The 22,192-nt window shown below is 62.9% G+C and carries 18 protein-coding genes; 3 read left to right on the top strand and 15 right to left on the bottom strand.

All coding sequences use genetic code 11. The features are described 5' to 3' along the window. The first annotated feature begins 94 nt into the window (after positions 1 to 94). The 3 genes from W930_RS0101475 (at position 95) to W930_RS0101465 (ending at position 6,735) form a co-directional block, all read left to right on the top strand. Positions 95 to 787 (top strand): glutathione binding-like protein, encoded by a 693-nt coding sequence (locus W930_RS0101475; protein WP_023873871.1) that lies wholly within the window; start codon positions 95 to 97, stop codon positions 785 to 787. A 426-nt stretch (positions 788 to 1,213) separates the two neighbouring features. Next, entirely contained in the window at positions 1,214 to 1,552 is a 339-nt protein-coding gene (locus W930_RS0101470; RefSeq protein ID WP_023596631.1) for a YegP family protein, read from the top strand. Between the two features lie 332 nt (positions 1,553 to 1,884). Next, a complete protein-coding gene (locus W930_RS0101465) occupies positions 1,885 to 6,735 on the top strand; it encodes a dermonecrotic toxin domain-containing protein (protein WP_145929448.1) in 4,851 nt (1,616 codons plus the stop codon). Between the two features lie 13 nt (positions 6,736 to 6,748). On the opposite strand, the gene W930_RS0101460 is transcribed toward W930_RS0101465, so the two are convergent. The 15 genes from W930_RS0101460 to W930_RS0101390 all read right to left on the bottom strand — a co-directional run bounded on the left by W930_RS0101460 (position 6,749) and on the right by W930_RS0101390 (position 22,183). After that, positions 6,749 to 7,204: a MaoC family dehydratase gene (locus W930_RS0101460; RefSeq protein ID WP_023596633.1), complete on the bottom strand. Its 456-nt coding sequence runs from the start codon at positions 7,202 to 7,204 to the stop codon at positions 6,749 to 6,751. 117 nt (positions 7,205 to 7,321) lie between these two features. Further along, entirely contained in the window at positions 7,322 to 7,783 is a 462-nt protein-coding gene (locus W930_RS0101455) for a DUF1178 family protein (RefSeq protein WP_023873868.1), read from the bottom strand. A 70-nt stretch (positions 7,784 to 7,853) separates the two neighbouring features. After that, entirely contained in the window at positions 7,854 to 8,447 is a 594-nt protein-coding gene (locus W930_RS0101450) for an NUDIX domain-containing protein (RefSeq protein ID WP_023596635.1), read from the bottom strand. A 78-nt stretch (positions 8,448 to 8,525) separates the two neighbouring features. Further along, positions 8,526 to 8,837, bottom strand: a complete 312-nt coding sequence (locus W930_RS0101445; RefSeq protein WP_024788716.1) for a DUF2818 family protein — start codon at positions 8,835 to 8,837, stop codon at positions 8,526 to 8,528. 114 nt (positions 8,838 to 8,951) lie between these two features. Then, positions 8,952 to 10,421 carry an NADH-quinone oxidoreductase subunit NuoN gene (gene nuoN, locus W930_RS0101440; protein ID WP_023596637.1) on the bottom strand — a complete coding sequence of 490 codons (1,470 nt, stop codon included), beginning with the start codon at positions 10,419 to 10,421 and terminating at the stop codon, positions 8,952 to 8,954. Positions 10,422 to 10,441: 20 nt separating this feature from the next. After that, positions 10,442 to 11,923, bottom strand: a complete 1,482-nt coding sequence (locus W930_RS0101435; RefSeq protein WP_023596638.1) for an NADH-quinone oxidoreductase subunit M — start codon at positions 11,921 to 11,923, stop codon at positions 10,442 to 10,444. An 18-nt stretch (positions 11,924 to 11,941) separates the two neighbouring features. Continuing rightward, on the bottom strand, positions 11,942 to 13,993 hold the full coding sequence (gene nuoL, locus W930_RS0101430; RefSeq protein ID WP_023596639.1) for an NADH-quinone oxidoreductase subunit L: 2,052 nt from the start codon (positions 13,991 to 13,993) through the stop codon (positions 11,942 to 11,944). Positions 13,994 to 14,010: 17 nt separating this feature from the next. Further along, entirely contained in the window at positions 14,011 to 14,322 is a 312-nt protein-coding gene (gene nuoK, locus W930_RS0101425) for an NADH-quinone oxidoreductase subunit NuoK (RefSeq protein ID WP_023596640.1), read from the bottom strand. Positions 14,323 to 14,331: 9 nt separating this feature from the next. Beyond that, positions 14,332 to 14,967 carry an NADH-quinone oxidoreductase subunit J gene (locus W930_RS0101420; RefSeq protein ID WP_023596641.1) on the bottom strand — a complete coding sequence of 212 codons (636 nt, stop codon included), beginning with the start codon at positions 14,965 to 14,967 and terminating at the stop codon, positions 14,332 to 14,334. 80 nt (positions 14,968 to 15,047) lie between these two features. Next, positions 15,048 to 15,539: an NADH-quinone oxidoreductase subunit NuoI gene (gene nuoI / locus W930_RS0101415; protein WP_024788717.1), complete on the bottom strand. Its 492-nt coding sequence runs from the start codon at positions 15,537 to 15,539 to the stop codon at positions 15,048 to 15,050. 23 nt (positions 15,540 to 15,562) lie between these two features. Beyond that, the gene (nuoH, locus tag W930_RS0101410; protein ID WP_023596643.1) at positions 15,563 to 16,627 is read right to left on the bottom strand and encodes an NADH-quinone oxidoreductase subunit NuoH; all 1,065 of its coding nucleotides are present in this window, start codon (positions 16,625 to 16,627) and stop codon (positions 15,563 to 15,565) included. Then, entirely contained in the window at positions 16,628 to 18,940 is a 2,313-nt protein-coding gene (gene nuoG / locus W930_RS0101405) for an NADH-quinone oxidoreductase subunit NuoG (protein WP_023596644.1), read from the bottom strand. 29 nt (positions 18,941 to 18,969) lie between these two features. Beyond that, the gene (gene nuoF / locus W930_RS0101400; RefSeq protein WP_023596645.1) at positions 18,970 to 20,262 is read right to left on the bottom strand and encodes an NADH-quinone oxidoreductase subunit NuoF; all 1,293 of its coding nucleotides are present in this window, start codon (positions 20,260 to 20,262) and stop codon (positions 18,970 to 18,972) included. Next, positions 20,259 to 20,759: an NADH-quinone oxidoreductase subunit NuoE gene (gene nuoE / locus W930_RS0101395; protein ID WP_023596646.1), complete on the bottom strand. Its 501-nt coding sequence runs from the start codon at positions 20,757 to 20,759 to the stop codon at positions 20,259 to 20,261. The genes nuoF and nuoE overlap by 4 nt, the downstream gene beginning before the upstream one ends. 170 nt (positions 20,760 to 20,929) lie before the next feature. Then, on the bottom strand, positions 20,930 to 22,183 hold the full coding sequence (locus W930_RS0101390) for an NADH-quinone oxidoreductase subunit D (RefSeq protein WP_023596647.1): 1,254 nt from the start codon (positions 22,181 to 22,183) through the stop codon (positions 20,930 to 20,932). Positions 22,184 to 22,192 lie beyond the last annotated feature (9 nt).

Raw genomic sequence — 22,192 nt, 5'->3', positions numbered from 1 at the left:
GCCGGGCGCCTGGCGGGATCGTCGCAGCGCTGGCCGGGGAGACGGTCGTCCGCCCGCGTGGCGGCGCCCCAGACGGCCCCACGAGGAGTCGCAATTGATTCAGGTCTATTCCTGGGCCACGCCGAACGGCCACAAGGTCCACATCATGCTCGAGGAGTGCGGCTTGCCGTACCACGCCCATGCCGTCGATATCGGCGCGGGCGACCAGTTCAAGGAAGAATTTCTCGCCATCTCCCCGAACAACAAGATCCCGGCCATCGTCGACGAGGACGGTCCCGACGGCAAGCCCATTTCCCTCTTCGAATCCGGGGCTATCCTGCTCTATCTGGCGGGCAAGACCGGACGATTCCTTCCCGAGGACGTGCGCGGCAAGTACGAGACGCTGGAATGGCTGATGTTCCAGATGGGCGGCGTGGGGCCGATGCTTGGCCAGGCGCACCATTTCCGCATCTACGCTCCCGAGAAGATCGACTACGCGATCAAGCGCTACACGAACGAGGCGCGCCGGCTTTATGGGGTGCTCGACAAGCGTCTGGGGCAACACCCCTATGTGGCGGGCGACATGTACACCATCGCGGACATCGCGATCTGGCCGTGGCTGCGCTCCTGGAAAAATCAGGGCGTGGAGTTGTCCGATTATCCCAATGTGCAGAAGTGGTTCGAGGCAATCGAAGCGCGTCCGGCGGTGCAGCGCGGGGTGAAAGTGCTCGCCGATGCCCGCAAGCCGCTGCAGGACGAAAAGGCCCGTGAAATCCTGTTCGGCGCCACGCAGTACGCGCGACGCTGAGTGTTATGTGCCGCCGACGATCGGGCGATGTCGGGCCTGCCGCAGGGCAATGTCAGGGGCAGGCCGACGCCGGAGCAACGATCCGCCCGGGATCCCTGCGCCAAGGGGGGAAGATCGCCGGACGATCCGCGGCCGGTACGCCGGCACGCCGGCGATTGGCCGCTGCGGCGCTGCAGCACATGGCAGGGTTTACACTTCGAAACAAAGTGCGGTTTCGTCCGGGCGCGGGCGGTGCTAATCTAGGCGCTGTCCACACGGTGCGTACGCCCTACGGACAAGGGTGAAGCCGGCGCGCCGGTGCCAATTGCCTCGGACCGGCTCGATTCTGGATGCATCGGCAACGCCCGGCGCCGGCCATACACCGCCGGCCCTCAGCCGTTCGCAGTTCCTCGCCGCTGGCTTTTGGAAGATCCGGGAGATCCACATATGTCAGGCAAGTTCGAACTCAAGCGCAGCCCCAACGGTGAATTCCACTTTCACCTGCTGGCCGACAGCGGGCAGATCATTCTCTCCTCCGAGACCTACAAGGCGCGTGCGTCGGCGCAAAACGGCATCGAGTCCGTGCGCAAGAACGCCGTCGACGACCACCGGTTCGAGCGCAAGACATCAACATCCGGCCGACCGTATTTCGTGCTCAAGGCCCGCAATGGCGAGATCATCGGTCAAAGCCAGATGTTCTCGACCGCCGATCAGATGGAAGATGGCATCTCGCAAGTCAAACGCGATGCGCCGGCGGCGTCGGTGAGCGATTTGTCGCATACCTGATCGTTGTGATCCTGTCGCATTGGCGCGGCGCGGTTCGACTTCCCGCGATCGGTAATATGCACGGTCTGAACGTGACCGCGCACTACGGCTCAACGTGAGCAAAAGCGCCGCCTGGCAGCCCTCGCGATTGTCTGCCTTTTGCCCGATTCGTCCCCTTCCTTGAGCGCGAATTCCCGACATGCCTGAAGCGGCGTGCCGGCCGTCGTCACTCGCGGACAAGCGATATCTGGTAGTCCTTGCCGGGGGGGCGCCACCAACATGGCGCGGACCACGTTCGTGCCTCGTCGCCATTGCGCGAACGCCCGATCCCCTCTCGCCAAAGTCGATATCGCATGCCTCGTCTCGATGCCTGCCCGACAGTCGTGCCACTCCCGGTGGCAAGTGACCGCTCTCGCGATCTCGCGCTCCCCGGATCGACGGTGGCGGCGCATCCGGCTGATGAGGTCAATGGGACTGACATCCTCCGGTCGCTCTACATCACGACGCCGCACACCGAAGTGCTGCGCTGGAAGTCAGCGCTGGAGGATGTCTATCGCGCACACGCCGGCATTCGCACCAGCCTGCCACTGTTGCTGAGCGATGCGCCCATGGACGACATCGCACAATTTCTCGAGGGGGATATCGATCAACTCGTCGACGCGCTCAACACGTTCCCCGAGCTGTCTCACGACATTGCCGCTTCATGGGAACGGGCGTTGGCCGCGCGCCGTCCCTATGAGACGCTGGAAGAAATCGCGAGGCGAGTGACGTCGACGCGCAATCTTCGCAGCATTCAACGCTCCTTCGAACGAGCAGCGACGCGCGGGATCTCCTCCGACACGCACGACGTCGAGGCGCCCGGCGACCGTTGGGTGCATCGCGTGCGCGACGCCTTTCGCTGGTGCCTCCTTGCGGGCAGCGGCCACGATCCCCGCTGTGACGGGCATGATCTTGCGCCGTGGGCACATCCCCTCGCGCAAACTTTCAGCGCGGGGCCTCCCCTGCTTCGCCTGGAACGGCATGGCGCGGTGGGCACCCTTACCGGACTGCTTTACGCTTACGCGGGCGTGACGCAGATCGTGAGGGAGATCGGTTGCGCCGAACCGCTGCACGTGTGTCAGTCGCGACAATTCGCACGAGACCTTCGCTTCGCCGACGCCTTCGCAATGGAGCAACAAAGATGGCGCGTCGACCGCGCCGTTCCTCGCTCACACGCCAAGGACGCCCGCGCCGCAAGCGACACCGCGTCCGGCCCGTCTTCTCCGGAGTCATCGGGTGCCACGGGCGCCATGGCGTTGCGCGAGGTCATCGGCAATGCCGTGGACGCGTGTCTGGCTACGCTCGCCGATGCTGCCGGTCAGATCGGGCAACAGGCACTCGCCTACGATCCCCTGCGGTTCCCCGCCGCTGACGCGATCGCACCAGCCTCGCCCACCTTGTCCGATGCCCGCTCGTCCGAAGCGACTGCCGCGCATCGCATACGGCATGCATCCCATCATCACCCTTCATCGCGCACTGGCGGGACCTGGAGCGCCCCGTGGGAAGCATCGGAAGCCGTTCAACGCATCACCGCGCTCGCAGAAACCCAGACCGAGCGTGACGACGCGCGCAGGCGGGTCTCGGAGACGCTCGCGCCCATGCTGAACCTGCGGAAGTTGCTCCACGAGGGACTGGTACAGCGCCTGGCACCGGGCAAGACACCGTTCGATCCCGACGCGTTGTATCTCAACCGGTTCCGGTATTTCGTTCGCCCAATACACCTGCACCTGCCCGCAGGCACCTTCGCACGCCGGGGACTGCTTGACTCGATCACGCTGTCGGAAGCCGCGTCCCGATTCTTCGCCGGGAGCGATCGGGTGCACGACACGACGCTGGCGTATGGGATCTATACACGCAATGTCACCGACCACCCGTATGCCCTGCCCTCCGACGAGTTCGCCGACCTGTCCGTGGACGGCTTCGTCGCGGCCATCGGCCTGAGCCGGGCGCGCTGGGAGGCAAACCTTGGGGCGATGGCAACGTCAAGCATCGATGCGGCCGGCCTGACATCGATATACGAATGCGCGCGGAACGCGCTCGAACAAGAATCAGTGCTCGCGTATAACGCCGGACAGCTCTCCATCGACGGGCTGACCCTCGCGCAGATCGTGGCATACGCCCCCAGCGCGGCCCAACGCTCGGATTCGCTCGACAGCGCCCTGAGCCACGTCAAAGGATACGGCATAGCGATCGAGTTTCCCGGGCAGGATTCACCTGTGCACCCGGCCGGCATGTTCGCGATTTCCGAGAGTCCGTCGACGCTCACCAGGCATCGGCAACGCGTACTCATGGTCGTTCCGGGCAGCGAATGGCCGCTCCGGGAGTACGCGTCCATGGACAGCCTTCTGGCCGACGTGGCACGTGGCAACGCGTCACGTCTGTACCGCGAGCTCGTACGGCGCCTGCCGCTGGACGCGCAGCATGTCGGCGCGGCGCATCCTCCCGGGCGCATCACGTTCCAGATGTGGCACGGCGACATTCTGCAAATGTCCGTGCAGACCAGCGTCGACGTGATCCGTCGCGACGAGGCCCGCAGCGATCCGCATCGGCTCGACGATCGTCGCAGTGAGGAATGGATATCGTGGCTGGCGGGCACCGCAACCGATACCAGCGCCACGTCGACCCACGACGCGTCACCCGCCGAGACCGGATTTCCGCACAGATATCCCCCGGAGGCGCTCAAACGCGGTGAGCGTCTGACGGTCGATCTACGGACAATGCAGCAAGTGCGCCAACTTGGTCAGTTGCGTCTGGCGTTATCGGCGGCGTTGCCGGATATCGATGCGGGCGCCGGGCAGTACATGGCCAACCTCGTCGACCGCCTGGCAGGTGTGACGATCGATGCGTCCCGCGTCTATCTGCACATCTATCGCAGTGGCATGTCGGCGTCGGGACAGCCGGCCATGTCCGCGAAGCGCCGGTTGCAATGCGTCGAAACCTCCTCCCTGCAGCAACTGATGACCGGTCTGGCGAGCGGCAGCCGGCAGGCGACGCTGCCTGCGCACACCGTGGCGATGTTCTCCATGGATGAGCATCCCGTCGGGGCAAGACCGATGGCCATTGGGCAGTTGACACCCGCGACATTACTCGCAGCCGTCGACGTGAACGCCTTCATCAACCGGCAATGCGATCTTTTCGACGCATTCTGGTCACAGCAATCGCACGACATATACCGATCTCTCAAAGGCGCGTTCATCATCGAATCGTTCGTGCAAGCGCAGGATGGCCGTTTGCCCGCACCGGCAGCGAATATCGCGCAAAGAATCGCTGGCGTGAGCCAGTCGCACACACTGGATCTCGATGGAATCGACACGCCACTTCCCCCACCCGCCGGCATCGAGATCGGGTGGCTACGCGTTGGCACCGCCGTCTCGGATATCCAGATCTTCGCCGACATGCGCTCCGGCTGGCGGCTCGTGTATGCGCCGGGCCTGCTGCCCGGCACAATGGCGGCGGTCGAAACACAAGGTCAGCTTCACCACTGGCTGCTCAGCCAGATTCGCGACCCCGACAGCCGCCAACGGTTGGCCGGTGCGTTTACCGTTGTCGATCGGCGCAATGCAAATGAGAAGGGCATCTCCGCCATCACGACGCCCGACGCCCGCTTCCCGCCGGACGGACTCGAGACATCCATCGTCCCGATCCGTGGCGATCCCTTCCAGGCCTATTCGCAAACGTTTCGGGCGAGGGCGGAAACGGAAAGCCGACCATCAGGCTCACTTCGTGAAGTCGGGGGATCTCTGGCCACCCTGCTGCACTGGATGGCCACGACGAATTTTGTCACCGGCATGGGCACCTTCATGCGCGCTCCCTTGCCGGGGATGACACCACTGCATCTGGCCCTTTCGATGGGGAATTTGTTCATCGGCGCTACTTCGCTCGCCTTCGAAGATTCGAGGATTCGCGAAGCCGCCGTGAACTCGCTGGTCATTGGCGCATGCGGCATTCCGATCGGTTGGTACTACACGGCCAATGCCGCGTTGCGCAGCCGCCTGCAGCGCTTCGTGACCGCCACGCCCCTGGGACGCCTGCGAGAACTCATGCCGAACCTCTATCGCGGCGAACACGGCATGGTGCTGCGCTCCGGCGATCAGTATTTCGATGTCGAATATTGCGCGCAGGAACGAACATGGCAGATGGTCGACACCGGAAACCCAACAACGCCCGGGCCCCAGGTTCGGCAGAATGAACACTACGAGTGGTATCTCGACGACACGCCAGCCATCGCACCAGCCTCACATGCCGCGCAGGAAACCGTCTTTCACGAGGCGGTAAACCGAAAGTTCCTGGATCTCGGCTACCGCTCGAAACTCACCGCACAGCGCCAATCGGCATCGCTCGAGCGTCGAGCTGCATTCGCGGCCGGGCGCCGTGATGCCCAACAAAGCCCGCTATTGCCATCGGACACGGCCAGACCGTCGGAACTCCTTAAACTGGATTTCGTCGACCCGTCGCTGACCGACCCCCGGCTTCTGGGCATTCTGTCGCGCAGAATCGAAGAGGCTGAACGCGCCGAGGCAACGCTACGTGCGGCGATGAGCTCGCGCATCGTTGCCAGCGAGATTCGCGATGCCGGGGGAAAATTCACCGCACTGCCTCAGTCCGCCTACGTCAACACCAACGGCGATGGCCACACGGGGTTCTGCCTGCCGCTGGTGCGTCTGATGGCCGTGGCACGGCACGCGGGGCGCGAAGGCGAATTGGTCGCGAAGCTCGAACGCGCCGTGCTCGCGCCCAAGTCGAGCGAAGCGCTCGAATTGCGGCAGCAACTGGCGAAGCTGCACTCCAACGAGGCCGCCAGCGTGGCGGAAACGAACCTGGGGCTGCGCGACATCGGCTCACTCAGCGATGCCATCCGCAGCGGTCCGACGCACGCCACCTATATCGTCAGCACGTGCGCACATTCGCTGTCAGTAATGGTGACGCCGGACAAGTCGGTCTTCTACGACCCCAACTTCGGATTGGCAGAGTTCTCACGCATCGCGGATGCCGTTGCCGCATTTGCCGCACACCTCCAACGACACGACCTGCCAAGGCTGTACCGGGCGTTCGATAGCGGCGGCGTCTGGCAATTCTCCGTCAGGCGGGTCCATCTCAAGGCGCTCGCGGAGGTCGATGTCGGCGGCAAGACGGTGATGGAGGTCGTGCGCGCCGCGCCCGGGTGAGCGACGTTGGCGCTCAGGCGCCGCGCTTCCGATACAGGCCGGTGCCGCGAAACCGGCACACTTCCTCCCCGTGCTGATTGGTCGCGGTCCACAGCTGGCGCACGATTCCCCGGTCTGGCCGGCTCTTCGATTCACGCACTTCCAACGTACTGCTCGTCACGCTGAGGGTGTCGCCCGGGCGCACCGGCTTGAGCCACTCGATCTGCTCCACCCCCGGTGAGCCCATGCTCGATGAGCGCGAGAGCAACTTGTCGACGTTCAGTCGCATCATGATCCCGCACGTGTGCCATCCGCTCGCCACCAGGCCGCCGAAGTGCGACTCCCGCCCGGCCGCGTCGTCGACGTGAAACGGCTGCGGGTCGAATTGCTGCGCGAATCGCACGATCTCGTCGGCCGTGAACGTGTATTCCCCCAGATCGAAGGTGTCTCCGACGGAAAAGTCTTCGAAGTAATACTCGAGCGTTGTCATTCCATCCTCCTGCTTCACGTGTCTGCAACGATGCGCGGACCGCGCGACGCAAGGTCACGTTCGCAACGAATTCTCCCGGACACTGATTCCGGTGCCGAGACGAGACGGCCGAGCGGTCTATTGAAGCGTTTCCTTCACACTGTCCGGCAAAGGCAACGCCATGATGTCGATGCCCTCTTCAGCAAGCGCCTCAGCTTCCTCACGCGACGCGGTGCCGCGAATGTTGCGCTCCGGGGCTTCCTGGTAATGGATCCTGCGCGCCTCTTCGGCGAACTGGTTGCCAACGTCCTCGGTGTTAGCGATCACGTGACGCACGGCCTTCGTCCAAAGGGTCTGCAGTGCACGATGCGCCTCTGACGCGGCCGGCTGCCGCGCGTCGCCCGCCGGGACGGCGTCGGTACGCGATGTGGCACCGGACAGATTCAAGCGCGGCGCCGACGGCATGCGTGCCACCGCCGTGTCGCCACAGACCGGACACGCGACGAGGCCGCGCGCCTGTTGCGAAAGATAGTCATCCTCCGAGCCGAACCAGCCCTCGAAGGTGTGCTCATGGGCACAACGCAGATCAAAAACCTTCATGACGCGATGCTTGTGCTCCCGCCCTGCCACGCAGGTGCGCCAGGGCGCGGGATCGAAAAATGACCGGAAATCAGCGCAGCGGCGAACGCTCGTTCGGCTGCCAGACTCCAGATAATATCTTTTCCAGCCAGAACGCGCCGATGATCGTTTTGACGTCGGTAATACGGCCGTCGCGCACCCATTGCAGCAATTCGGTGGCGGGCATCCTGAACACGTCCAGGAATTCGCCTTCGTCGAGATTCTGCTCGCCATGTGACAGGTCTCGCGCCAGCCAGATGTCGATAAACTCGGTCGAATAGGAGATCACCGGGTGGATGCGCGTGAGGTAATCCCAGCGTCCCGCGCGGTACCCCGTCTCCTCGAGCAGTTCGCGCTGGCCACAGGCCAGCCCCCCTTCGGCGTCGTCAAGCTTGCCCGCCGGAAGCTCCGTCATCACGCGCTCGAGCGGATAGCGATACTGGCGCTCCATGAGCACTTGCCCGTCGTCGAACAGCGGAATGACCATGACCGCGCCCGGGTGGGTCGTATACTCGCGCACCGCCTGCTTGCCATCCGGCAAACGCACCGTATCGCGCTTGATGGTCAGAAACGCACCCTCGTACACCGTATCGGTCGCGAGACGCGACTCGATCAAATGCTGGTCGTCGACTTGACGTTGGGTCATATGCCCTCCACGGCAAAAAAATTGGCGATCCCAAAACAAAACGCCGCCCAATGGGCGGCGTCTTGCGAAGCAGACATCTCAGGCGGCAGCCGCCGGTCGATGACGCCACAAATACCGGTAGACGAAGCCCGGAAACGCGAACACGACGAACAGACTCGCCGTTACGGCGTAAAACTCCCATCCCTGCGCGAACACGTTGCCGATGCCGGCCTCGATCAGGTAGCCCAGTGCCCCCACAACGAAGTACGCCACCACCATCTCGATCAAGCGCCACCACAATGGCTTGACCCCGCGCCTGAGTGCGACCAGGCCAAACAGGCGCTGGTTGACGAACGGCAGGTTCGCCCCCAACAAGGCCAGCAGAATCACGAGCGTACCACCTGCCGACATGCCCATGGTTGTTGTCTCCGTCCGTTCGTGCTTTCGTTCGCACCGGCGGCGGCGTGACCGATTCAATGCCCCGTCACGCTTGCGCCGCCACCGTCTGTCCCGACGCCCGCCCGCTCAGCTGGCCAGCGTCAGTTTGATGGTGCGCAGGCACCAGTCCATCAGCGAGCCGGGCATCAGGCCGAGATACAGCAACGCCAGGCCGTTGAGCGACAGCACGAAGCGCATCGTACCGCTGCCTTGCAGCGCGTTGGTGTCTTCCGGCTTGTCGAAGTACATGAGCTTCACGACACGCAGGTAGTAGAACGCGCCGATGAGCGAAGCGATGACCGCCACGACCGCCAGCCACACCATGCCGGCCTTGACCACCGCCTGCAGCACGGCCAGCTTGGCATAGAAGCCTGCCAGCGGCGGAATGCCCGCGAGCGAGAACATCAGCATCAGCATGACGAACGCAAACCACGGGCTGCGTTGGTTCAGGCCCTTCAGATCCGAGAGGTTCTCGGCTTCGAAGCCCTGACGCGAGAGCAGCAGCACGATACCGAAGGTGCCGAGCGTCGTGAGCAGGTAGATCACGCTGTAGAACAGCGACGAACCGTAAGCGTCGGCGATGCCGTCGATCTTGCCGCCGACCACGCCCGCGAGCATGCCGAGCAGCACGAAACCCATGTGCGAGATCGTCGAGTAAGCCAGCAGACGCTTGACGTTGGTCTGCACGATCGCCGTCAGGTTACCGACCACCAGCGAGAGCACCGACAGGATGATCAGCATCTGTTGCCAGTCGAGCGCCAGCGGCAGCATGCCTTCGACGAGCAAACGCAGCAGCAGCGCGAACGCACCCAGCTTCGGCGCGCCGCCGATGAGCAGCGTGACGGGCGTCGGTGCCCCCTGGTAGACGTCGGGCACCCACATGTGGAACGGTGCGGCGCCCAGCTTGAACGCCAGACCGGCGACGATGAACACCACGCCGAACACCAGCACGATCTTGTTCACCGCGCCGGAGGCGATCACCTCGAAGACCTTGGCCAGTTCGAGCGAACCGGTCGCGCCGTACATCATCGACATGCCGTACAGCAGGAAGCCCGAAGCCAGCGCACCCAGCACGTAGTACTTCATGGCCGACTCGGTCGCGTTCGTCGATTCGCGCCAGACGGCGGCCAGCGCATACAGCGACAGCGACATCAGCTCCAGACCGAGATACAGCGTCAGGAAGTTGTTGCCCGAGATCATCACCGACAGGCCCAGCAGCGAGAACAGGCTGAGGACGTAGAAGTCGCCACGGGCAAGACCGCGCGCTTCGAGATACTTCTGACCGTAGATGAACGTGACGAACGTTGCCAGGCCGCCGAAGGCCTTGAGCAGATTCGACATCGGGTCGGCCACGAACACGTTGCCGAACAGGTAATGCGATGCCGGGTCGGCGGCATTGCACGCCCACAGCACGGAGACGACCGCGCTGGTCAGCAGCGCCAGCACGTAGTTCAGCTTGCGCGTCTGGCCGAGGAACGCGTCGCACATCATGATCACGAGGATCATGAGCAGCAGGATGGCCTCGGGCAGCGCAGGCAGCAGATTGATGTTTTGCATGATCTAGATTTCCTCCCCGATTACGGCAGCTTGGTCTGCGCCACGTGGGCGAGGAGGTTAACCACTGAGGTGTGCATCAGGTCGGTGAAGGGCTTCGGATAGATACCCATGAACAGCGTCAGCGCAGCCAGCACGGCCAGCATGAAGAACTCGCGCTTGTTGACGTCGACCAGTTCGCGCACGTGATCGTTGGCAATGGCGCCGAAAATCACGCGCTTGTACATCCACAGCGAATACGCGGCACCGGTGATCAGCGAGGTCGCCGCCAGCAGGCCGACCCAGAAGTTCAGCTTCACGGCGCCAAGGATCACCAGGAATTCGCCCACGAAGCCCGACGTCGCCGGCAGACCGCTGTTGGCCATCGCGAAGAGCATGAACAGCGCCGCGAACTTCGGCATCGTGTTCACCACACCGCCGTAGTCGGCGATGTTGCGCGAGTGCATGCGGTCATACAGCACGCCGATACACAGGAACATGGCGCCCGACACGAAACCGTGCGAGATCATCTGCACCAGCGCGCCTTGCATGCCGATTTCGCTGAACATGAAGAAGCCGAGAATCGCAAAACCCATGTGCGCGATCGACGAGTACGCCACCAGCTTCTTCATGTCCGTCTGCACCAGGGCCACCAGGCCGATGTAGACCACGGCGATCAGCGCAAGCGCGATCATGAAGCCCGACAGGTAGTGACTCGCGTCCGGCGCGATCGGCAGCGAAAAGCGCAGGAAACCGTAGGCGCCGAGCTTGAGCATGATGGCGGCCAGCACCACCGAGCCGCCCGTCGGCGCTTCCACGTGGGCGTCGGGCAGCCAGGTGTGCACCGGCCACATCGGCACCTTCACGGCGAAAGCCATGAAGAAGGCCACGAACAGCAGGATCTGCACGTTCATCGGCAGCTTCGCGGCGTACCAGTCCGTCAGCGTGAACGAGCCCGTCACGTTGTACAGATAGATCAGCGCGACGAGCATCAGCAGCGAACCGAGCAGCGTGTACAGGAAGAACTTGAAAGCCGCGTACACACGGTTCGGACCGCCCCACACACCGATGATCAGGTACATCGGGATCAGCGTGGCTTCGAAGAACACGTAGAACAGCAGGCCGTCCTGCGCCGAGAACACGCCGATCATCAGGCCCGACAGGATCAGGAACGCGGCCATGTACTGCGCCACGCGCTCGGTGATCACTTCCCAGCCCGCGATCACCACGATGACCGTGATGAGCGCCGTGAGCACCACCAGCCACAGCGAGATGCCGTCGATGCCAAGGAAGTAGTTGATATGGAAGCGTTCGATCCAGCTCGATTTCTCGACGAACTGGAACGCGGCCGTATCGGCGTTGAAGTTCGAGATCAGCGGCAACGTGACCAGAAAGCTGGCCAGCGAACCGATGAGCGACAGCACACGTGCGCCGCCCGGGTTGCGGTCGTTACCCACCGCGAGGACAACGATCCCCGAAATGATGGGCAGCCAGATGGCCAGACTCAGAAGCGGTAGCGATTGCATTGTTATTGGCTCCCCCTATTACTTGCCGTTCAACGTCACAAACAGCGTCAGGAGCCCGAGCATGCCGATGATCATGGCGAACGCGTAGTGGTAGATGTAACCGGATTGCACGAAGCGGATGACACCGGCGAACCAGCCCACCAGGCGCGCGCTGCCATTGACCACGGCGCCGTCGATGAGACCCTGATCGCCCGCCTTCCACAGGCCGCGGCCGATCTTGAGCGCGCCCTTGGCGAAGACCACTTCGTTGATCTTGTCCATGTAGTACTTGTTGTCGAGCAGGTTGTAGATGCCCGAGAACCGGTTCTTCAGCGCTTCCGGAATGTCCGGACGCTTCAGATAGAAGAATGCCGCGAGGAGAATGCCCAGCGCCGACAGCGCGATCGGCAGCGTGCCGAACGAGTGCAGCGCCATCGCCACCCAGCCGTGGAACTCCTGGCCGAGCTCTTCCATCGCCGGGTGATTCTCGCCGATGAAGATCACGTCCTTGAACGCCACGCCCTGCTTGAAGAAGTCGCCGAAGAGCATCGGGGCAATCGCGATGGCACCGATGATGACCGACGGGATGGCCAGCAGAATCAGCGGAATCGTGACGACGGCCGGCGACTCGTGCGGCTTCTGCCCAGGCGCCAGACCATGATGGTGGTCGTGCGAATCCTCTTCTTCCTCGTGGTGCGCGTCGTGATCGTGGTGCGCGTGCGCCTGACCGAAACGCTCCTTGCCGTGGAAGACCAGGAAGTACATGCGGAACGAGTAGAACGCCGTGACGAACACACTGGCGACCACGGCGAAGTAAGCGAAGCCCGAGCCCGGCAGATGCGAGGCGGCCACCGCTTCGATGATCGAATCCTTCGAGTAGAAGCCCGAGAAGAACGGCGTGCCGATCAGGGCAAGCGAGCCGAGCAGCGACGTGATCCACGTGATCGGCATGTACTTCCACAGGCCGCCCATGTTGCGCATGTCCTGATCGTGATGCATGCCGATGATGACGGAGCCGGCGCCGAGGAACAGCAGCGCCTTGAAGAACGCGTGCGTCATCAGGTGGAAGATGGCGACCGGGTAGGCCGACACGCCGAGCGCGACCGTCATGTAACCGAGCTGAGACAGCGTCGAGTAGGCCACGACACGCTTGATGTCGTTCTGGATCATGCCCAGGAAGCCCATGAACAACGCCGTGATCGCGCCGATGATCGTGATGAACGACAGCGCGGTGTCCGACAGTTCGAACAGCGGCGACATGCGGCTCACCATGAAGATACCGGCGGTCACCATGGTGGCCGCGTGGATCAGTGCCGAGATCGGGGTCGGGCCTTCCATCGAGTCAGGCAGCCAGACGTGCAGCGGAAACTGCGCCGACTTGCCCATCGCACCGATGAACAGGCAGATGCAGGCCACGGTGATCAGGCGCCAGTCGGTGCCCGGGAACGACAGGGCCGCGACCTCGTTGGCCTTGGCGAACACTTCCCCGTAGTTCAGCGTGCCGGTGAAGGCCAGCAGCAGGCCGATGCCGAGCAGGAACCCGAAGTCGCCGACACGGTTGACCAGGAACGCCTTCATGTTGGCGTAGATCGCGGTCGGACGCGTGTACCAGAAGCCGATCAGCAGGTACGAGACCAGGCCCACCGCTTCCCAGCCGAAGAACAGTTGCAGGAAGTTGTTGCTCATCACGAGCATCAACATCGAGAACGTGAACAGCGAGATGTACGAGAAGAAGCGCTGGTAGCCGGGATCTTCGGCCATGTAACCGATGGTGTAGATGTGCACCATCAGCGACACGGAGGTCACCACGCACATCATGGTGACGGTCAGCGTGTCGACGAGGAAGCCGATCTCGAGCTTCAGATCGCCGATGCGGGCCCATTCGTAGACCGTGGCGTTGAAGCTCGCACCGTTCATGACGTCGATGAACGTCATGACCGAGAGGACAAATGCGACCAGCACGCCGAGGATCGTGACCGTGTGGGCGCCCGCGCGTCCGACTTGCTTGCCGAACAGGCCGGCGATCACGGAGCCGACGAGCGGCGCCAGCGGGATCGCGAGCAGCAGGTTGGGATTCAATGTGGATGCCATAACAGCGTTCGCTTTTGTTAACCCTTGAGGCGGTCGAGATCTTCGACGTTGACCGTTTCGAGCTTACGGAACAAGGTGACCAGAATGGCCAGACCGATCGCGGCTTCCGCGGCGGCCACCGTAAGAATGAAGAACACGAATACCTGGCCGGCAATGTCGCCCAGGTAATGCGAGAACGCGACGAAGTTCAGATTGACCGCGAGCAACATCAGCTCGATGGCCATGAGCAGCACAATCACATTTCTGCGGTTGAGGAAGATACCGGTAATGCTGATCGCGAAAAGAATCGCGCCAAGCACCAGGTAGTGCGCTAGCGACAACGACATCATCCTGTCTCCTTATTCCGCCGCCGGCGTGTCGGCGCCGGTGGACTGCTGACGGGCTTCGGCGGGCATCGACACCAGACGCACACGGTCGCGCGCCTTCACGCGCACCTGCTGGCTCGGGTCGGTCTGTTTGTGATCCTTGCGGCTACGCATCGTGAGCGCAACGGCTGCCACGACGGCCACCAGCAGGATCAGACCTGCCACTTCGAAGGCAAAGATATAGTCGGTGTACAGCGCAATGCCCAGGGCCTTCGTGTTTGCCACGTCCGGCGCCGAGACCGCCTTGACCGGCGCACGCGTGGCACCGTAACCGCGCATGAGCACCAGCGCCGCTTCCACGATCATGATCGCGCCAACGGCGCTCGCGAGCGGAATGAACTTGCCGAAGCCGCGTCGCAGTTCGTCGAGGTTGATGTCGATCATCATCACCACGAACAGGAACAGCACCATCACCGCGCCCACGTACACGAGCACCAGCATGATCGCGAGGAACTCGGCCTCGAGCAGCATCCAGATCGCCGCGGCGTTGAAGAAGGCCAGCACCAGGAAGAGTGCCGACTGCACGGGGTTGCGCGAGGTCACGACCTTCAGGCCCGAGACCACGAGGATCAGCGCAAACACGTAGAAAAGAAAGGTTGTGAATTCCATAATCACCGGGTGTCGCGAGAATTAGCCAACGTCAATTTGCCGTACCGGGCGCGCCATCGAGACGCCGCGCCCTGCCCTGCTTAACGGTACGGCGCATCGGCCGCCTTGGCCGCCGCGATTTCGTTTTCGTAACGATCGCCCACCGCGAGCAACATCTCCTTGGTGAAGTACAGATCGCCGCGCTTCTCGCCGTGATACTCGAGAATGTGGGTCTCGACGATCGAGTCCACCGGGCAGCTCTCTTCACAGAAGCCGCAGAAAATGCATTTCGTCAGATCGATGTCGTAACGCGTGGTACGGCGCGTGCCGTCGTCGCGCACATCCGACTCGATCGTGATGGCCATTGCCGGGCACACCGCCTCGCAAAGCTTGCAGGCGATGCAGCGTTCTTCACCGTTCGGATAGCGGCGCAGCGCATGCAAGCCGCGAAAGCGCGGCGACAGCGGCGTCTTCTCTTCCGGGAACTGCACCGTTACCTTGCGTGCGAACGTGTAGCGCCCCGTGAGCGCCATGCCCTTGAGCAGTTCCAACAACAGGAAACTGCCGAAAAAGTCCTTCATTGCCCTTACCATGGGATTCCTCTACTCCGTTCGCCTCAGCCCCAGATGTTCCAGGGAGACATGATCCAGACACCCACCACGATCACCCAGACGATCGTCAGCGGCAGGAACACCTTCCAGCCCAGACGCATGATCTGGTCGTAGCGGTAGCGCGGGAACGTCGCACGCACCCAGATGAATACCGACAGCAGCAGGAACACCTTGAACGCGAGCCAGAACACGCCCGGGATGAACGACAGGAAGCCGAACGGCGCACTCCAGCCACCCAGGAACAGCACCGAGGCCAACGCCGAGATGATGATCATGTTGATGTACTCGGCCAGGAAGAAGAGCGCGAAGCCCATGCCCGAGTACTCGATCATGTGACCGGCCACGATTTCCGATTCGCCTTCCACCACGTCGAACGGGTGACGGTTCGTTTCCGCAATGCCCGAAACGAAGTAGATGACGAACATCGGCAACAGCGGCAGCCAGTTCCACGACAGCAGGTTCAGCCCCATGCCCGCGAACATACCGTGCTCCTGCGAGCGCACGATGTCCGACAGGTTGAGCGAGCCGGCCGTCATCAGCACCGTGACCAACGCAAAACCCATGGCGATTTCATACGAAATCATCTGCGCCGACGCACGCATGGCGCCAAGGAACGCGTATTTCGAGTTCGACGCCCAGCCGGCGAGAATCACACCGTACACACCGATCGACGAAATCGCGATGGCGTACAGCAAGCCGGCGTTCACGTCGGCCAGCACGGCGCCCGGCTGGAACGGGATCACCGCCCAGATGGCAAACGCGGGCAGCACGGCCATCACCGGCGCAATGGCGTAAATGCCCTTGCTGACCTGCGTCGGTGTAATGACTTCCTTGAGCAGCAGCTTCAACACGTCGGCGATCGGCTGGAGCAACCCGCCCGGGCCCACGCGATTCGGACCGAGACGCACGTGCATCCAGCCGATGAGCTTGCGCTCCCACAGAATCAGATACGCCACGCACAGCAGCAGGATCACGGCCACGACGAGGATGCGGACCAGTGCCCACACCGTCGGCCAGGCCACGCCCAGCAGCTGCGTGCCGTATTGATTGATGACTTCGTTCAGGCTCATTTACGCCTTCTCCACCGAAATTTCACCGAACATCGCGCCAAGCGCGGCAGACGCCGGCGTGGCTGCCGGTACGCGTACCACGTTGGCAGGCAGCGATTCCGAGCGCGCGGCCGGCAACGTGACCACGGCGTCGCCCTGACGCACGCGCACGGCGTCGCCGGCGGCCAGGCCGAGGCTGTCGAACAGCGCGGCCGGCAGCGTGGCGCGCAGCGCGGCCTTGGCGTCGTTGGTCAGTTGCAGCGACGGGGCGCGGCGCACCAGGGCGTCGGCCGAGTAGATCGGCACATCGGCCAGGCGCTCCAGGCCCTGACTCGCCGCCTTCGGCGCGACCAGCGCGGCCTTGGCGCGGTTGTCGAGCACCGCTGCCGAGAAGCCGGCGAGCGCTTCGTCACGCACCTGCTCGGCGGTGTCCTGCTCGAAGCCTTGCAGCTTGAGGAGGTTGCCCAGCACACGCAGCACCTTCCAGCCCGGGCGCGTTTCGCCCAGCGCGCGCACCACACCGTTGAAGTGTTGCGGCAGGCCTTCGGCGTTGATGAACGTGCCAGCCGTCTCGGTGAACGGTGCGATCGGCAGCAGCACGTCGGCGTACTCGAGGCCGTGCTTGAACGGCGAGAGCGAGACGACCATCTTCGCGGCGTTGAGCGCGGCGAGGGCCTGCTTCGCGTCGGCCGAGTCGTATTCCGGCTCGGCGTTGAGCAGCAGGTAAGCCTGGCGCGGTTGTGCGAGCAGTGCCGCCGCGCCCTTGGCGTTCGTGGCTTTCACGACATGACCGCCCACCGTGTTCGCGCCTTCCGTCAGGAAGCCCAGCGATGTGCCCGTGATGTCGGCGATCACCTGCGCGATGGCGTGCAGTTGTGCGAATTGCGGGTGCTGCACCACGGCGTTGCCCAGCAGAATCGCGCGACGCTCGCCATTGACCAGCGATGCGGCGATGGCCTTGGCGGCATCGCTGGCACTCACGCCGGCCAGCTCGGCCGGCGCGGCCACGCCCTTGGCAGCGGCAGCCGCGACGGCGATACCGGCAAGCTCGCTCACCCAGGCGCTCGGCGCCGCGATGATCTTGTTGGCGAGCTTCACAAGCAGATCGTCGTCCGCCGCGTGCAGGACATTGAGCTGACCGCCGGCCTTGACGGCCGAGCGCAGTCGCGAAGCGAACAACGGATGATCCTTGCGCAGGAACGAACCCACGACGAGCGCGCTTTGCAGCTTGTCGAGCTCGGCGATCGGCAGACCGAGCCACGGCGCGCCTTGCGTGCCGCCCGAAACGTCCGTTTGACGCAGACGGAAATCGACGTTCTCGCTGCCCAGTGCGCGCACGAACTTTTGCAGCAGATGCAGTTCCTCGACGGTGGCGTGCGGCGACGCCAGCGCCGCAACGGCGTCGGCGCCGTGGTCGCGGATGATGTCGGTGAGCCCATGCCCGACGTATTCGAGCGCCGTCTGCCAGTCGACTTCGTGCCACTCGCCGCCCTGCTTGAGCATCGGCTTGGTCAGGCGATCATCGCTGTTCAGACCTTCGTACGAAAAACGATCCTTGTCCGAAATCCAGCATTCGTTGACCGCTTCGTTCTCGAGCGGGACCACGCGCATGACCTTGTTGTTCTTCACCTGCACCACGAGGTTCGCACCCACGCCATCGTGCGGGCTCACGGACTTGCGGCGCGAGAGTTCCCAGGTGCGGGCGCTGTAGCGGAATGGCTTCGACGTGAGCGCACCGACCGGGCACAGGTCGATCATGTTGCCCGACAGTTCGGAGTCGACCGTCTTGCCGACGAACGACGTGATTTCCGAGTGTTCGCCGCGCCCCAGCATGCCGAATTCCATGACGCCGGCCACTTCCTGGCCGAAACGCACGCAGCGAGTGCAGTGGATGCAGCGCGACATCTCTTCCATCGAGATCAGCGGGCCCACATTCTTGTGGAACACCACGCGCTTCTCTTCCTGGTAACGCGATGCCGACTTGCCGTAACCCACGGCCAGATCCTGGAGCTGGCATTCACCGCCCTGATCGCAGATGGGGCAGTCGAGCGGGTGGTTGATCAGCAGGAACTCCATGACCGATTGCTGTGCCTTCACAGCCTTCTCGGAGTTCGTACGCACGATCATGCCGTTGGCCACCGGCGTGGCGCAGGCCGGCACGGCCTTCGGGGCCTTCTCGACCTCGACCAGGCACATGCGGCAGTTCGCCGCGATGGAGAGCTTCTTGTGGTAACAGAAGTGGGGAATGTAGGTGCCGTTCTTCTTGGCAGCCTGGATCACCATGCTGCCTTCGGGCACCTCGACCTTTTGGCCGTCAATTTCGATTTCAACCATAGCGGTTCAATGCCAAGCGTCAAAAGGGATTAGTGAGTGCCGACCAAGCAATGCTTGTGCTCGACGTGGTAGGCGAACTCGTCCCAGAAGTGTTTGAGCATGCCGCGCACCGGCATCGCCGCGGCGTCGCCTAGCGCGCAAATGGTACGGCCCATGATGTTCTCGGCCACCGAGTTGAGCAGGTCCAGATCTTCCTTGCGGCCTTCGCCATGCTCGATACGGTTGACCACGCGCCACAGCCAGCCGGTGCCTTCGCGGCACGGCGTGCATTGACCGCACGACTCTTCGTAGTAGAAATACGACAGACGCAGCAGCGAGTTCACCATGCAGCGCGTCTCGTCCATCACGATCACGGCGCCCGAACCCAGCATCGAACCTGCCTTGGCGATGCTGTCGTAATCCATCGTCGTTTCCATCATCAGCCCGGCCGGCACGACCGGCGCCGACGAGCCGCCCGGAATCACGGCCTTGAGCTTCCTGCCACCGCGCATGCCACCCGCGAGTTGGAGCAGTTCGGGGAACGGCGTGCCCAGCGGCACTTCATAGTTGCCCGGCAGCTCGACGTCGCCCGACACCGAGAAGATCTTGGTGCCACCGTTGTTCGGCTTGCCCATTTCCAGATATTGCTGCGGGCCGGTGGCCAGCAGGAACGGAACGGCAGCGAACGTCTCGGTGTTGTTGATGGTCGTGGGCTTGCCGTACAGACCGAAGCTCGCCGGGAAAGGCGGCTTGAAACGCGGCTGGCCCTTCTTGCCTTCGAGCGATTCGAGCAGTGCGGTTTCTTCGCCGCAGATGTACGCGCCATAACCGTGGTGGGCATGCAACTGGAACGAGAAGTCCGTACCGAGGATGTTGTCCCCCAGATAGCCGGCCGCGCGGGCTTCCTCGAGCGCCTCTTCGAAGCGTTCGTACACTTCGTAGATTTCACCGTGGATGTAGTTGTAACCGACGGTGATGCCCATGGCGTAACCGCCGATGGCCATGCCCTCGATCAGCGCGTGCGGGTTGTAGCGCAGAATGTCGCGATCCTTGAACGTGCCCGGTTCGCCTTCGTCCGAGTTGCAGACGAGGTATTTCTGGCCAGGAAACGCGCGCGGCATGAAGCTCCACTTCAGACCGGTCGGGAAGCCCGCGCCGCCACGACCCCGCAGGCCCGACGCCTTGACGTCCGCAATGACCTGCTCCGGCGTGATGCCTTCCTTCAGGATACGTGCGAGCTGCTGGTATCCGCCGCGCTTGACGTAATCTTCGAGATGCCAGTTCTCGCCGTTCAGATCGGCGAGAATCAGCGGTTTGATGTGACGATTGTGCAGCGACGTCATGCTTTCTCTCCGGCAGCGGCCTTGGCCTTGAGCTCATCGAGGAGCGCGTCGACCTTCTCTTCGTTCATGAAGCCGCACATGCGATGGTTGTTCACCAGCATGACGGGCGCATCGCCGCACGCGCCCATGCACTCGCCTTCCTTGACCGTGAAGAGACCGTCGGGCGTGATGTCGTTGTAGTCGACCCCCAGCTTTTCCTTCAGATAGTCGGCCATCTCCTTGCCGCGCGTGAGCTGGCAAGGCAGGTTCGTGCACACGGTCAACTTGAACTTGCCCACCGGGCTCGTGTTGAACATGGTGTAGAAGGTTGCCACCTCTTGCACCGCGACTGCGGGCATCTCGAGGTAGTCCGCCACGAACTGCATGACTTCGGGCGACAACCAGCCTTTCTCGACCTGCGCTACGGCAAGGGCGTGCATCACCGCCGACTGTTTTTGGTCGGCAGGGTATTTGGCAACGGCACGGTCGATTTTCTTCAGGGCTTCGGGAGAAAGCATTTCCGATCCGACTGTTCTCTAAAACGTTATCCCCGCTCGCGCCAGTGCGGGCAAGTCGATGTCTCGACCGCCCGCAACTCACAGGCACGGCTACTGGAACGGCAATGGTATCGACCTGCGAAACCCTGCCGAATTAAAACCTGCGGGCGCCCGGGGCGCCCGCTGCGCGTTTAGCGATCGATCTCGCCGAACACGATATCCTGGGTACCGATGATTGCCACTGCATCGGCAATCATGTGTCCCTTCGCCATCTCATCGAGCGCTGAGAGGTGGGCAAAGCCCGGCGCACGAATCTTCAGGCGATACGGCTTGTTTGCTCCGTCCGACACCAGATAGATGCCGAACTCGCCCTTCGGGTGCTCAACAGCGGCATACGTTTCGCCGGCGGGCACGTGGAAGCCTTCGGTGAAGAGCTTGAAGTGGTGAATCAGCTCTTCCATGTTCGACTTCATCTCCACCCGCGACGGCGGCGCCACCTTGTGGTTGTCAGTGATCACCGGCCCCGGGTTGGCCCGCAGCCACTTCACGCACTGGCGAATGAGGCTGGCCGACTGACGCATCTCCTCGACGCGCACCAGATAGCGGTCGTAGCAGTCGCCTTCCTTACCCACCGGGATATCGAACTCGAGGCGGTCGTACACTTCGTACGGTTGCTTCTTGCGCAAATCCCAGGCAATGCCCGAACCGCGCAGCATCGCCCCGGAGAAACCCAGTTGCATGGCACGCTCGGGCGACACCACGCCGATGCCCACCAGACGCTGCTTCCAGATACGGTTGTCGGTGAGCAACGTTTCGTACTCGTCGACACACTTCGGGAAACGCGTGGCGAAATCTTCGATGAAATCGAGCAGCGAACCCTCGCGAGCCTCGTTCATCTTCTTGATGGCGCGCTCGTTGTGGAACTTCGAGGCACGATATTTCGGCATCGAATCCGGCAGATCGCGATACACGCCACCCGGACGGTAGTAAGCCGCGTGCATACGCGCACCCGAGACCGCTTCATACACGTCGAACAGATCTTCGCGCTCACGGAAGGCGTAGAGGAACACCGCCATCGCGCCCACGTCGAGTGCATGCGAGCCGATCCACATCAGGTGGTTCAGCACGCGCGTGATCTCGTCGAACATGACGCGGATGTATTGTGCGCGAATTGGCACGTCCACGCCGAGCAGCTTTTCGATCGCCATCACATAAGCGTGCTCGTTGCACATCATCGACACATAATCGAGACGATCCATGTACGGCACGGACTGCAGGAACGTCTTCGATTCGGCGAGCTTTTCGGTCGCGCGGTGCAACAGGCCGATGTGCGGATCGGCACGCTGGATCACTTCGCCGTCCAACTCGAGCACCAGGCGCAGCACACCGTGCGCTGCCGGGTGCTGCGGACCGAAGTTCAGGGTGTAATTCTTGATGTCTGCCACAAGGCCACC

This window comes from Pandoraea sp. E26, assembly GCF_000681415.1.
GTDB classification, from domain to species: domain Bacteria; phylum Pseudomonadota; class Gammaproteobacteria; order Burkholderiales; family Burkholderiaceae; genus Pandoraea; species Pandoraea pnomenusa.
This window is presented reverse-complemented; position numbering and strand designations above follow the sequence as displayed.

Excerpts from the sequence above, each read along its gene's own strand:
- nuoK (WP_023596640.1), bottom strand. The coding sequence starts at position 14,322 with ATGATGTCGTTGTCGCTAGCGCACTACCTGGTGCTTGGCGCGATTCTT.
- W930_RS0101450 (WP_023596635.1), bottom strand. The coding sequence starts at position 8,447 with ATGACCCAACGTCAAGTCGACGACCAGCATTTGATCGAGTCGCGTCTC.
- W930_RS0101470 (WP_023596631.1), top strand. The coding sequence starts at position 1,214 with ATGTCAGGCAAGTTCGAACTCAAGCGCAGCCCCAACGGTGAATTCCAC.
- W930_RS0101435 (WP_023596638.1), bottom strand. The coding sequence starts at position 11,923 with ATGCAATCGCTACCGCTTCTGAGTCTGGCCATCTGGCTGCCCATCATT.
- W930_RS0101465 (WP_145929448.1), top strand. The coding sequence starts at position 1,885 with ATGCCTCGTCTCGATGCCTGCCCGACAGTCGTGCCACTCCCGGTGGCA.
- nuoF (WP_023596645.1), bottom strand. The coding sequence starts at position 20,262 with ATGACGTCGCTGCACAATCGTCACATCAAACCGCTGATTCTCGCCGAT.
- W930_RS0101460 (WP_023596633.1), bottom strand. The coding sequence starts at position 7,204 with ATGACAACGCTCGAGTATTACTTCGAAGACTTTTCCGTCGGAGACACC.
- W930_RS0101445 (WP_024788716.1), bottom strand. The coding sequence starts at position 8,837 with ATGTCGGCAGGTGGTACGCTCGTGATTCTGCTGGCCTTGTTGGGGGCG.
- W930_RS0101455 (WP_023873868.1), bottom strand. The coding sequence starts at position 7,783 with ATGAAGGTTTTTGATCTGCGTTGTGCCCATGAGCACACCTTCGAGGGC.
- nuoG (WP_023596644.1), bottom strand. The coding sequence starts at position 18,940 with ATGGTTGAAATCGAAATTGACGGCCAAAAGGTCGAGGTGCCCGAAGGC.
- nuoI (WP_024788717.1), bottom strand. The coding sequence starts at position 15,539 with ATGGTAAGGGCAATGAAGGACTTTTTCGGCAGTTTCCTGTTGTTGGAA.
- nuoE (WP_023596646.1), bottom strand. The coding sequence starts at position 20,759 with ATGCTTTCTCCCGAAGCCCTGAAGAAAATCGACCGTGCCGTTGCCAAA.
- nuoN (WP_023596637.1), bottom strand. The coding sequence starts at position 10,421 with ATGCAAAACATCAATCTGCTGCCTGCGCTGCCCGAGGCCATCCTGCTG.
- nuoH (WP_023596643.1), bottom strand. The coding sequence starts at position 16,627 with ATGAGCCTGAACGAAGTCATCAATCAATACGGCACGCAGCTGCTGGGC.
- W930_RS0101420 (WP_023596641.1), bottom strand. The coding sequence starts at position 14,967 with ATGGAATTCACAACCTTTCTTTTCTACGTGTTTGCGCTGATCCTCGTG.
- nuoL (WP_023596639.1), bottom strand. The coding sequence starts at position 13,993 with ATGGCATCCACATTGAATCCCAACCTGCTGCTCGCGATCCCGCTGGCG.